A 13,088-nucleotide genomic window follows, 5' to 3' on the forward strand; every position below is an offset into this window, starting at 1 on the left:
GATGATGAGGAGAGATTGTTAAGACTGGCATCACTCAAGTAATCACTACTTATTTTGATGGGGTATGGGCTAGTATCAGGCTTTTTGTAGTGAAGTAGTGATTACTTAGAAGTGATGATTAGTGTGAGAGGGGAACCACCCCTACTCGATTGTATGCATTGAATATAATCAATGTATGCATGCGTCAATGCCCACCAGGGGCAGCTGTCAGCGCCGCCGCAGCAGCAGCCATGGCTGCGGCGGCCGGACCTGCGGCCTGGGCTGCGGCGGCCGGACCTGCGGTAAAGCTGCTGCGCGCTGACTGGCATGAGGCCGGCTGTCATGGCCGACAGACCTGCATGTCTGGCAGTTCGGACTGGCGGCCGGGCCATCAGGGCCGGTACTTTTATTTGCGATGGGCTGAAAATAAAACAGGTCTGCCCTTTCAGGGCAGACCTGCTGTGGCCATACCTTGATAAGGCGGGCCGTAACCATGAGTGGAGGCCTGATTAGAGGGCCTGGAACATGGCGGAAATGGACTCTTCGTTGCTGATACGGCGAATGGCTTCGGCCAGCATTGGAGATAAGGTCAGGTAGCGGATCTTCTCAATCTTGCGGGTCTCTTCAGTTGCAGGAATGGAGTCTGATACTACCAGCTCATCGAGAGTGGAGTTGGAGATGTTCTCAAGAGCCTTGCCGGACAGAACAGGGTGGGTGGCATAGGCCATTACGTGCAGAGCACCGCGCTCCTTGAGGGCGTCAGCACACTTGCACAGGGTGCCGCCGGTGTCGATGATGTCGTCAACGATGATACAGTCACGGCCATTTACTTCACCGATTAAGTGCATAACCTCAGATACGTTTGGCTGAGGACGACGCTTGTCGATGATGGCGATGTCGGCGTTGTTTAACAGCTTGGCGATAGCACGGGCACGAACCACACCACCCATGTCAGGGGAAACCACTACAGGGTTGGTCAGATTCTGCTGGAGCATGTCATCAACGAAAATCTGGCTGGAGAAGCAGTTGTCTACAGGGACATCGAAGAAGCCCTGGATCTGCTCAGCGTGCAGGTCAACAGTCAGGACACGGTCAACGCCTACGGAGGACAGGAAGTCAGCAACTACCTTGGCGGTAATAGGCACACGGGCAGAACGCAGACGACGGTCCTGACGGGCATAACCAAAGTAAGGAACTACTGCGGTAATACGACCGGCAGAGGCACGGCGCATGGCATCAATCATGACAATAAGCTCCATTAAATTGTCATTGGTTGGTGCACAGGTGGACTGAATAATGAAGATATCGCAACCGCGAACATTCTCATTAATCTGTACATGGATTTCGCCGTCGGAGAAACGATCAACGGTAGCATTGCCTAAGCGGGTATACAGTCTGGATGCAATCTTCTTTGCCAGATCCGGGGTAGCGTTACCGGCAAACAACTTCATATCAGCCATTTATGTGTCCTGAAAAGTAAAAAATTGAAGCTTGATTATGCTCATCTTCCAAAGCACGCTGTATATTACCACTAATCAGATAAAAATCAGCGTTTAGAGCGATTTATCCTGAAAAAAAGCAGTGTCATGCTGCCCCGTACAGATCCTGTGCTCAGACTGGGCTCAAAATCTGATTTCAATGGGCGGCAGCATGTATGGAGCCTTAACTGCAGGTCTGCCACAGAGCAGACTTTTTACTGCCTGAGGCAGACTGTCTTTGTGCCCTGGCAGAAATATTCCAGAATAACCAGCTCTGATATCGACATTTCAGCTCAGTTCTTAAGTCCTGACGTCCCACTCAATGTAAGCAGAACCAATAATTTTCCGCAGGTATTCCTTTTCATCAGCAATGACGCCTGCAGTTTCCCGCCCGGCTCAGCAGCGCTTGCGCAGCAGGGATGGCGCAGCAAAACTGGCGACCAGGGATGGCGCAGCAGTGCATACGCCACGCGCCACCGCGCAGCGTGGCCAGCACGCAGAGGTGCGCAGGCAAAGACAAAGCCATTGCAAGGAGCTGCGCTTTTAAGACCAATGGTCCGGGCAGCCAGCCCCTTTATGGGCGACTGTCCTTGTGTGTGTCTGATTGCTGAAAAAAGGAAAAGGGGAATGTTCTGGCCACAGGGCCTTGTTTTCCCGGTAAAGTGAGGTAAAAGCGGACAGTTCCGTATGCTTGACGTGACCGCACAGTGGTGCAGTGCAGATCAGGAACTTTCGGTGACAGATACTGAAATCACTGTGTATCAGAGGCGCTCTGGGGGAAGGAAAGTTGCAGGCGCAGCGGACGCTGCGGCTTATGCTCAGGTAAGCGGCCCGGGAGGGTACTTGCCCGGGAGCCAAGCTGAAGGTCTCAGGCCTGACAATTCATTAGTGCTGTAGTGACAGGTGATACGTTGATGGACTCAGTCACAAATGCCTGGAAAGAAAAGTCCTGATCCCATACTTTGCACAGATCTTCATGGGCTTTAAGGGCCTCTTCCCTGGTATCAAAGGCTACATAACATGATGCCCCGGTACCGGACATGGCAGCACGGCCATATTTTACCAGGTAGTCCAGTGTTAGTCCAACTTCGCTGAACTTTTTTCTGACCGTGCATTCACAGTCATTGTTATACATGCAGTCCATTGCATCTTCGAAGGTGCGTTCAGGGCTGAAGTGCTCTTTAAGACCGGGATCAGTAAAGATTTCCCTGGTGCTGACATGGCAGTCAGGGGTAACTACCAGATACCAGCGCTCATCAAGTTCCAGAGGGCGAAGATACTCACCACGACCTTCAACATAGGCATGATGTCCCCCCACAAAGAAAGGCACGTCCGAGCCCAGGGTTGCTCCAATATTCTGCAGGGTCTGGTTATCCATATTGAGCTTTGCAAGATGATTTACCACCAGCAGTGTGGTTGCAGCATTTGATGAGCCTCCGCCAAGACCTCCGCCCATAGGCAGAACCTTTTTAACATCTACTGTGGCACTGAATCTGCGGCCGCTGTGTTCCTGCAGGGCCCGTACTGCACGGTAAATCAGATTCTCCTCAGGCTTCATGCCCATGGTGTTGACCAGGGTTATCTCCCCGCGTCCATCATTGTCCACCTCAAAAGTCATCTCATCGCCGTGATTGAGCATGCAGAACAGCGACTGCAGGTTATGAAAACCATCAGCTCTCTTACCGGTGATATTTAAAAAGAGATTGATCTTGCAAGGGGACAGGACCTTGAACATGAAAATGCTCCCGGGATAACAAAATACTGAATTTGACAATGCCTGAGCGTTTTTCAGGCAGCTGCGCAGCTATAAGTGCCTGCACCAGGGGCTGCAGCATGACAGCCACGTGGCAGCTCTGTGCAGGGCCCCTGGCTGGGCCCAGGCATGCTCCCACGGCTGGGCCCATTGACGGGCCCATGGCTGGGCCCATGCCTGCTCCCATGGCTGGGCCCCAGGCTGGTCCAGCTGCAGGGCAGCTTACTCAGGGTATTTAATCTGGACGTCGCGGATATCACGTATGGTGACGTCAACGGTGATGTCGTTGCCGGTTATCTGAAGCTGTCGTGGAATGGCTATGTTCTGATAGGAATCATAGTCAAGGTAGTCAATGGTGTAAGCGCCCAGAGTGGACCGGGTAACAAGACCAAAGTCATTGACCTTTGAGTCCTCTCCAAGTGACATACCCATCAGCACCTTGTGGAAATTGTTAACTGGCAGCTTAATCTTCAGATGACGCAGCAGCAGTTCTTCGGCTGAGCGGCCGGTGTGCTGAGTGCCTTTCATATCAAGTACGGCGCGGGATGGCTCAACCTTGAGCAGAGCCAGCTGCTTGCCGCCGCCAGCAATCAGTCGCAGCTCGTAGCTGTCATTGCCCGAACCCCTGTAGAAGAAGTTCACGGCACGACGCTCACCCTGCTGATCAATAATAACGCGGCCCAGCATATTGATGCTGGTAATGCTCATCAGGCGACCCTGATGGCTCTGCCAGAAGCCAGGGGCGGCCGTCTGCTCAGCCGGTATATCAGCAGTTGTCTGACAGCCGCTTAAGGTGGCAGCCAGGGCTGCACCCATGAATACCGGAATGAGGGTACGTCCGGCCTTCTTAACCATGGAAGACATTAAGGTATCTTGAGAGCTGTGGATTGGTGACATGGCATCATCCTTTCTGACAGAAAAACGAAAAAGCATAGTACTTGAGGTACGTGCCTAACAGGCCGACAGGCAAGGAGCTGTGCAGCACTGCTGCAGGCCGCGTGCAGCACTCCTGCATGCGGTCTGCTGTCTGCTGACTTGCTGTGGGGGCCATGACCGCAGTCAGAACGGCCATGGGGCAGGGCTGAGCCCGGCTTTGCGGAGCGGAGCCTGCAGATAAAACAAGAGCCTGACAGAGCTGGTCTGCAGGCTCGGGCAACCGGGCCTGAGCCCGGCGCTTGTGACAGTCAGGCTGCCGGCACAGAGGTCCTGAACTTAGCCAAGGGCAATCTGAGCCTGTCTGACCTTTTTGTAAACCTTGATCATTTCCTGGTGAAGCTTGAAATTCTTCATATCCAGATCAGAGGCGCACAGACCATTAAACTTCTTTTCATGGTTGATGTGAGCCATGACATCGCTGTAGGTGGCGCTGCTGTAAATGCGTTCCAGAGCCTCAGCATAATCATCAAAGTTCAGGCTGCTGTCGAGGCGGCACTCCAGAACCCTGGTCAGGCACTGGTAGAAGCGCAGACGTGGCAGGTCAAAAACAGTATGGTTGAACATGACGGTCCAGCGGGCAAAATCAAGGGCACGCTCATAGTCATTGGCCTCAAGGGCAATCAGACACTTGAGCTCACCAAAGCGCAGAGTGGACCATGGGCTGTCGCGATCCGGCAGCAGACCTAAAATCTTAGGAACCAGGGCGTCATCGTCGATGTTCTCATTCTCCAGCTCATCAAGGTAGTCCTTGTAGGTCTGAGGATCTTCATCAGATCCTGGCAGGCCCAGGATAGCTTCCTGGAAAATAATGTAGGCATTGGTGTTGTTGTAGATCAGATCATCAAATGGATAGATCTCGGACATGCCAGGAACTATGATGCGGTATACCGGCACACCCAGGTTCTGATAGGTACGGATGTAGATATCAAAGCCCAGCTTGTCGATGATATAGCGCAGAGCCTTGTACTGATCGTGGGTGGAGCCGTCAAAGTCCCAGGCTACGAACTTGAACATTGGCTGCTTCTTGAACATCATCATTGGCAGCAGGCCGGTGCTGTCGACGAAGTGGCTTTCGATATTGATAATGCCGCTGGTCTGCTCCAGATCGAAGCTTGGCTCATCAAAGCCGTCAAGATCGCTGAAAGTGCGTCCCTGCATGAGCTCGGTAATAGTACGGTCCAGGGCAACCTCAAAGATAGGGTGGGAGCCAAATGAGGCTACGCAGGTGCCATTGCTCTGATTGAAGAGTACTACGCACACTACAGGATACTGACCACCAAGGGAGGCGTCATAGACTATGCACTTGAGCTCATCGCTCTGCAGGGCTTTGAAGTTGGCCCAGGAGCGTGGGTACTTCTCGATGATCTTCTCTGGAACCTCAGGCAGGCACAGACCCTCACGGATAATGCGGGCCTTGACGTAGCGCTCAATTACCTCGGACAGACCCTGAACCAGCGCCTCATACTCGGTATTACCGGCGCTCATGCCATTGGAGGCATAGAGATTGTCGAGCAGATTGACTGGGAAGTAGACAATCTCGCCATTACGGGCATTGGTAAATGGAATGGAGCATACGCCACGCTCAAAGGAGCAGCTCTGGATATCAACCAGATTTTCCAGAGTCAGGCTGCCATTGTTGCCATAGAGCTCGCGGAGCTTGACGTTGAGCACGTCATTGGGAATGGCATTGCTCTTCTCATCATCTTCACTTACCGGAGTCCACTTTTCATCAGGGAAGTGAACAAAACGGGCTTCGGCATTTTCCTGACCAAGATAGAAATCAGAAAAGCTCATGTGAGTGGCCAGACGCTCAAAGATTTCGCCATAGGCCGAGCACAGCGCAGCGTCACGGGTAGAGCCCTTGCCGTTGGAGAAAATGGCAGGACAATTGGCTACAGCAAGGTGTACTGACCATAAATCCGGAAGAGGGTTGAGCCACTGCTCTTCAACCAGATCGATTTTGAGCTCACTGGCTACTTTTTTAAAGCGACTTAAGGTGTCCTCTAAGGCAGCATCTTTGCCCGCAATTGTCGTCATGTCTAAAAACCTATCTATATGATGAAGACTCCCCCGCGCTGTCCGGCTCAGACTTCCGCCTGCCAGCTTCATGAAGCCCATGCGGCCAAAGGGGCAGCACGTGCCGCAATCTTCCTCCAGCAGGCAGCAAATGCTGCCAGAGGCAGCTGCAGGCAGCAGCTGACGCTTACAGCAGGAGCTGAAGCTTGCTGCAGAAGCTGACGCTTACAGCATGGTCTGAATTTCAGCCTTGGGTGAGTACTGCAGATACTGTATAAAACAGTGTTTGTCCAGGCGCAGCTTTTTGATGTGTTCAGCCCCATGAACTTACGGGGCAGCTCTCAGAGGCACTCTGCCTGTAGAAGATATGACTGCGGCGTACCGCGATTTTCATTACAGGTATCAATGCCCCTGTACCTGGCCTGTATCAGTTATGAAGCCGGATTTTGCATCAGAAACTTACCGACAGGTACTGGAATTTTGAACACTGAGGGCAGCTGCACATTTGCCCTTAAGGTCCGCAGCAGTTACGAACAGTGCTGACAGCTCAATTCTGATGCTTCAGCATGTATCCAATACTGTTGTGCGGCGCTGACTCAGCCTGCGAGCAAGGTGATTAACAGTGCCTGCAGGCACGTATTTGCTCAAAAAACTGGTCGGGAAAGAATTCTGTGGTGGCGCTCAGGGAACATCCCTGGCATATGGGTATGAACGTAGCAACGACCTCTTACCATGATTAACAGGTAACGGGCCTTGCTATGACGGCCATTGGCGATACCGCGCCCCCCAGGGACGATACCGGTCGCAGGGGCGATACCTGTCGCCATGGGCGATGCCGATTGCAAAGGAGCAAGACCGGTCGCAGGGCGATTCCGGGAGCTTCTGGGGCGACGTCGGCAGCCATAGGCAGTCCTGGGACGGCTCAGAGCCGTGCGTTCACTGCAAAAGGAGCCTGTCTTTGGGACTTGCAATCCACCTGCATGTGGCAGGTCATGGCAAAGGCATGTTATTGCAGCGGCATATCGTGGCAGGAACGGGCCTTATTTCTCTAACAGGAGCATAACTGTGTTCAGAACCTGACCGTACTGAGTACCCTTATGCCGGAAACAGGCAGCAGGGCTGCTGTTATCACTGGCGATGTGGCCTGAAAGCACTGCCGGCTCGTCCGTCTGCGCGGTCTGAAGGTACTGCCGACTCAGCCGTCTGCGCGGTCTGACAGTGGCTTACTATTATAGTCAAAATCGCTATTTTCTAAAGCTGCGTAACTGGCTTTTGTACGGGTAAAACTGCAAAAGATTATTCTTTAGACCACGCTGATATAGAGCCTGCGCACCTGTCTTGCCCTGGGGCAGGTACACACATACTGCAGTGACCAGAATACGACCCGTACCATCAGGTGAAAGCTGTCAGACCTTAGTTTGAGCTAATTATTTTTCTGTAAAATGGCCCAGGTTTTTGTCCATCACTCTGCTGATTTGACCTGGGAGAATTAACTGTGAATAACTCTAACAGTCTCAACACTGAAAAGCTCGATGATGTTGCTCCATCTCCTGATACCGTAGCGGATCAGCAGAGCAGCACGAATGACAGCACAGACAAGGCCGGCAGCCATGCCGCTGTGCAGCAGCCGGCATCCGACAGTGCAGTACCAGCTCAGGAACCTGCTGCAGCTGCAGCTGAAGCATCAACTGACAGCCCGACTCATGAGCCGGCTGCAGATACAGCTGCCTCTGATGCAGCCGCTGCTGGTTCAGCTGGTGCGCAAGCTGAGCCTGCAACTGCTGCAGAGACTGCCCCTGCCTCAGCAGCTGATGCTGCAGCAGCAGATGCTGCTGCGGCGCAAAGTGAGGGCGCAGGGGAGAATCAGGTATTTCGCATGGGCGATGACGTGTCCAGCATTACTGGTCGTCCTCACATGACCGCTGAGGAAAACCGTGCTCTTGCTCAGGGTAACCGTTTCTTCCATAAGGCTATGGAAAGCGCCGCTCGTGCCCGTGGTGAAGAGTATGAGCGCTTCAGCCTGCCTGCCCATATGAGAGCCGCCCTCAATCAGATTGATATGGAGGCTGCCCAGGAGAAGCTCGAAGAGCGCCGCAAGGAAATGGAAAAGCAGGGCCTGAGCACAGATAATCTCACTGTTGAGGAAAGTGCTATTTCCCGCCTGCATAACCTCAGTGCCGAGGAGCAGGAAGCTCTGGACAAGCAGCGCGACAATGACGCCAAGATTGAGGCCGGTGGTGCCCGCTTCTATGGCAAGTATCAGGAGTTGCTGGCCCGTCAGAAAGAGGCCCAGGAAGCCTCAAAGCTTAAGGTTATGCGCAATATCAAGCTCATGGGCGTGGTTATTGTCGGTCTGATTGGCTATATGGCCTATAACCACTTCATGGTGGATCGCAATGCAGACACCATTGAAAGCCTCAAGGCTTCCCTGCCACTGGTTATCGATGAGCAGACCACCATGGTCCGTATTGATGACCGTGCCAATGACTTCAAGATCTACTTTGAAAAGGATCCTGCAATTGTTGCAGGCCTTGATGAGCACCAAAAAGAAGCACGTCTTGATGTGTACGAACAAAATGCACTTGAACTGTGCAAAAATCCTCTGCTTCGCAGTATTATCGTATCCGGTCGAAAAGTGACTGTATTATTAGAAGCAACAGATAGAAGTTTCTTCCGTGAGTTTTCTGTCGACAAATGTCCTGCTGCAGAGCAGCAGGCCAGGTAGCCGGATAATATGCCCACAGCTGTGCACAGATGCTTATGCGAGCTGTACATAAGCGCTGCGTGCGTCAGCCCTGCCGGGCTGCCCGCACAGCTGGCATTGCTGCTGCGCTGTGCGAGGCTGAGCACCGCCTTAATCAGGGCGGTGCCTGACAAAAGATCCGCGCTCTTATCTGACAGGGCCAACAGCTTGCGGAATTTTCCTTATTTTGAGGTTTCAAGCAAATGCTAAAGTTAGGTCTCGTCGGATGGCGTGGTATGGTCGGTTCTGTTTTAATGGACAGAATGCAGACCGAGGGTGATTTCAACTTATTTGAAAACTTCTTTTTCACTACCTCTCAGGCTGGTAAACCAGCCCCTGCCTGCGTAAACCTCAAATCTGACGTACTGCTTGATGCTTACAGCGTCGACGCCTTAAAGGAAATGGATGTCATCCTGACCTGTCAGGGCGGTGACTACACAAACAAAATGTACCCTGCCTTAAAGCAGGCCGGTTTCAATGGTTACTGGATCGATGCTGCATCTGCCCTGCGCATGCAGGATGATGCCATCATCATTCTTGATCCTGTTAACCAGGACGTTATCGACCGTGCCTTAAATGGCGGCATTAAGACCTTTGTCGGCGGTAACTGCACCGTAAGCCTCATGCTTATGGCCATGGCAGGTCTGTTCAAGGCCGATCTCATCGAGTGGGTATCCTCATCGACCTATCAGGCTGCCTCAGGCGCCGGTGCCCGCAACATGCGTGAGCTGCTCATCCAGATGGGCCAGCTGCACGACAGCGTAAAGGCCGAGCTTGCTGACCCTCACTCAAACATTCTGGACATCGAAAAGAAGGTCCGTCAGACCATGAATGCCGCTGACTTTGAGACCGAGTGCTTTGGCGCTCCTCTGGCCGGCTCAGTACTGCCATGGATCGACAAGCAGCTTGAAAATGGTCAGAGCAAGGAAGAGTGGAAGGGCATGGCCGAAACCAACAAGATTCTGGGCCTGGGTACAGGCACCATTCCTGTTGACGGCAACTGCGTACGTATCAGCTCCATGCGCTGCCACAGTCAGTCCCTTACCATCAAGCTTAAGAAGGACGTCAGCGTAAGCGAGATTGAATCTCTGATTGCTGCCCACAATCAGTGGGTCAAGGTAGTTCCAAACGAAAAGGAAATTACACTCAGGGAGTTAACCCCGGCCTTTGTTTCCGGCACTCTGACCGTACCTATCGGCCGTATCCGTAAGATGATGATGGGCCCTGAGTATCTGTCAGCCTTCACTGTAGGCGATCAGCTCCTGTGGGGCGCTGCCGAGCCACTGCGCAGAATGCTGCGTCTTATTCAGGCATAAACTCAGCCCTTCATATTGAACAGCTATGGCCCTGGCACGATTTCAAGCCAGGGCATCAGGCCCAGTATAGCCCTGCGCATCCTATATAATCACATGCAGGCAATTATCTGCTTTGAGCAGGTAATTGCCTGCATTGTTTTTTCCCGGCCAGACATGAACTCAGAGCAGCATCTGAAATGAGCGCCAGGCGTGGGCATATATGCAGACCGTCATGAACTCAGAGCAGCCTCTGAAATAAGCGCCATGCAGCTGGTACATAAGCATGCATCAGTATGCTCCTGGTATGCCTGGGCATCGGCTGTTAATCAGAGATGTTGGAGCTTTTCGGGCACATGTGTATTGTTTATGGCGGCCACAATGATGTGAGCTGCAGGTCTGGACATATTGGTAACAGGATAATTGTCGTACATGCATTGTGACTGTAAAACTTACTGAAGCAGGGTGTGACAGATATCATTTTGCCTGGTCTGTAAGGCCTGCAAAGCAAAGTCTCTTTCAGGTTTTATCAATGTATAAGCCCTGTGCCGTACCTGTTTTCCAGGCCTCATGATATTTTTGCATTGAACCTGATATGATATGAGCTGTCCCGGCACAAAATTAAATAATGTTTACAAACATGATGCCTCTGACTGCAGAAAGTAAAAGCGTTAACTGACGTATAAAACGCGATAAATATGATGTCGCGTAATGCTGCCCGGTCAGCAGTTGCAATCAGTGGTAATTTGTTTGCAGAAAGGATGAAATTAAATTTTCTGTGTCACAGACCAGACAGATAAAAGTGTTCTGTCATCCTTTTCCTGCCTGCATCCTGCTGCACATACAGGCAGTTGACCTGAGGTCCTGTGCCCCTGGTAAGTTACCAGCCGGAAAACCTCAATAGCTGGCCTTTATCACAATGGCTCAGCCTCATGCGTTTCACGGCGCGCTTTATCTACATAACTTTTGCAGAGGCTGCCTTTGATATGCGCAGCCGCATCCATAATGCATCTGTAAAGGCGGTGTTTTGCGCCGGAGGTGTTTTACACCGGCATAGTTCTGTGCCGACAACGCCTGGTTTTGCGTTTAGTACAGACATCGTTCTGTAAAGCCATAGTCTGTTGTGGGCAGACGCTTTATAAAAGATAAAAGGCGCAGACATAAGTCAAACAGTATAAGATCCTGACCGCTTTGAGCCCCAGGCATGGGGGGACACAGCCTGGGGCTGTGAGGCGGTATTCAGGTTACGGCCTGCTGATTACAGGGCAGAGCCGCAAATGTAGTTGAAAATAATGAGTTAATAGACGGCAGGACTGTCAGGTCTGTCGTTCCTTGCTGACATGTAAGTCATGTGAGACTGCATGCATATAAGGCAAACCTGCTTACGCCCATTTAATGATGGCCGCACTGTTGAGATAAGAGCTTTCATATCAAAGTGGCCGGCAATGCGGGCGGTAAAGCACAAGGAGATTGTTAATGGTTAGCGTTGACGGTCAGTTTCTGACCAGGGCCTGGAGCCGCGCAGGTTTCCTGGTAGCCCTGCTTTTTGCTGCTGTTATCAGCGCCTGTGGCGGTGATCATATCAATCAGGTAAAGGATGGATATTTCCCTGATGATAATCGTCGCAGCGTGGGTGAGGTACTGAGCATGTGCTCATATACCCGTGACGGCAAGTGGTCAAATGTTCCTGCAGGTGCAGATGGCACCCCAAGAGTAAAATATGAAGTTGCCTTGAGAAACAGACAGCTCGTTAACTGGGTTATGCCCGAGCTTAACAGCAGGGAAAAGAAGAAAATCGCCAATGCCCTGGACAGCCGTGGCTTCCGTCTCATGATGAAAATGTCATTTGTTATTTTCCGCAATGGCTCCTTCGATCTTGAGAAGATTGTTATCACCAGCAATGACCGTGAGGTTACCACCCCTGAGATTACCGAGCAGATCAGACTGCAGATAGCAGCCCGCAAGGGGCTTGCTGACATTCCTGTTGATCCCTCCCTGAGAACTGATTTTAACTGGGCCCTGTACACATCCATGGCAACTAATTCAGAGCTTGCAGGCAAGACCAGGACCGGTCTTCTGGGCATGGGTTACAGCCTTTACGATTTCTCTTTGTTCAGTGTCGATACAGTGCGACGCTCTTTCCATCCGCTGATGCTCAACAAGGTCAGGTCGGTTGATATAAACGAAGAGTTTAAGACCATGTCAATTAAGGCCACTTCAGTTATCACTGATATCAACGACTATCGTCTCAATGAGGTAGGTGAGAGCTATTTTGAAAATGGCTATGGCATTTTTGAGGGTACTGGCATGATGAAGTCTGATGACATCCTGCAGATGATTGCCCCTTACACCTACCGATCTCTTGCCAGTGTAAGTCTTGAGGCAGCCTGCGATTTCAATGACCTTGACCTCGGTGAGGCCTGTACCTTCAAAGATGTTGATGTTTCCCGCATAGTTCTTGGTTCTGCAGGCAGTGACCGCATCTACCTGTCTTTTGACAATGAGATGAATCCAGTGGTTAATCTCGATCCTGTGAGCGTCAACTCTGATGAACTGACTGAGTTTCTTGCCCAGCAGCAGTCGGTAATCAACTACACCACCATGGCCTATCCACTGGCCTATGCAGCCCAGTCCATTACTGCCATGACCCGTGAGATGAACGATTTTACTTTCTTCAGGACTCTGGTTGCTATCCGTGACCGTGTCATGAATGAGGCCGGGGCTGAAATACCGGTGCCGCTCAGGCGTGCTACCAGTATCTGATGCTCCGTTAATAATGGCCGTAACCGGCCAGTAAATCAGAGAAAAAGCGACCTCAGGGTCGCTTTTTTTATGGAAATCAAAGTGTGGCAACAAACTTGCACAAGGATAAATATCAGGCGGTGTATGCC

The 13,088-nt window shown here is 51.7% G+C and carries 7 protein-coding genes; 3 read left to right on the forward strand and 4 right to left on the reverse strand.

Annotated features, from left to right (window positions below; genetic code table 11):
• Positions 1-488: 488 nt before the first annotated feature.
• The 4 genes from MXE39_RS10655 to ycaO form a co-directional block, all read right to left on the reverse strand.
• Positions 489-1,439: a ribose-phosphate pyrophosphokinase gene (locus tag MXE39_RS10655; RefSeq protein ID WP_246978697.1), complete on the reverse strand. Its 951-nt coding sequence runs from the start codon at positions 1,437-1,439 to the stop codon at positions 489-491.
• Positions 1,440-2,325: 886 nt separating this feature from the next.
• Positions 2,326-3,192, reverse strand: coding sequence for a 4-(cytidine 5'-diphospho)-2-C-methyl-D-erythritol kinase (ispE, locus tag MXE39_RS10660; protein ID WP_246978698.1), 867 nt, complete (start codon positions 3,190-3,192; stop codon positions 2,326-2,328).
• Between the two features lie 240 nt (positions 3,193-3,432).
• Complete coding sequence (gene lolB, locus MXE39_RS10665; protein ID WP_246978699.1) at positions 3,433-4,107, reverse strand: lipoprotein insertase outer membrane protein LolB; 675 nt, start codon at positions 4,105-4,107, stop codon at positions 3,433-3,435.
• Positions 4,108-4,422: 315 nt separating this feature from the next.
• Complete coding sequence (gene ycaO, locus MXE39_RS10670) at positions 4,423-6,183, reverse strand: 30S ribosomal protein S12 methylthiotransferase accessory factor YcaO (protein WP_246978700.1); 1,761 nt, start codon at positions 6,181-6,183, stop codon at positions 4,423-4,425.
• 1,474 nt (positions 6,184-7,657) lie between these two features.
• Here ycaO and MXE39_RS10675 point away from each other — a divergent pair.
• From MXE39_RS10675 to MXE39_RS10685, 3 genes are all read left to right on the forward strand, one after another.
• Positions 7,658-8,887: a hypothetical protein gene (locus MXE39_RS10675; protein WP_246978701.1), complete on the forward strand. Its 1,230-nt coding sequence runs from the start codon at positions 7,658-7,660 to the stop codon at positions 8,885-8,887.
• Between the two features lie 221 nt (positions 8,888-9,108).
• On the forward strand, positions 9,109-10,221 hold the full coding sequence (gene asd / locus MXE39_RS10680; RefSeq protein ID WP_246978702.1) for an aspartate-semialdehyde dehydrogenase: 1,113 nt from the start codon (positions 9,109-9,111) through the stop codon (positions 10,219-10,221).
• Between the two features lie 1,452 nt (positions 10,222-11,673).
• The gene (locus MXE39_RS10685) at positions 11,674-12,960 is read left to right on the forward strand and encodes a hypothetical protein (RefSeq protein WP_246978703.1); all 1,287 of its coding nucleotides are present in this window, start codon (positions 11,674-11,676) and stop codon (positions 12,958-12,960) included.
• The last annotated feature ends 128 nt before the right edge of the window (positions 12,961-13,088 follow it).

The organism is Anaerobiospirillum sp. NML120511, from assembly GCF_023050955.1.
GTDB lineage: Bacteria > Pseudomonadota > Gammaproteobacteria > Enterobacterales > Succinivibrionaceae > Anaerobiospirillum.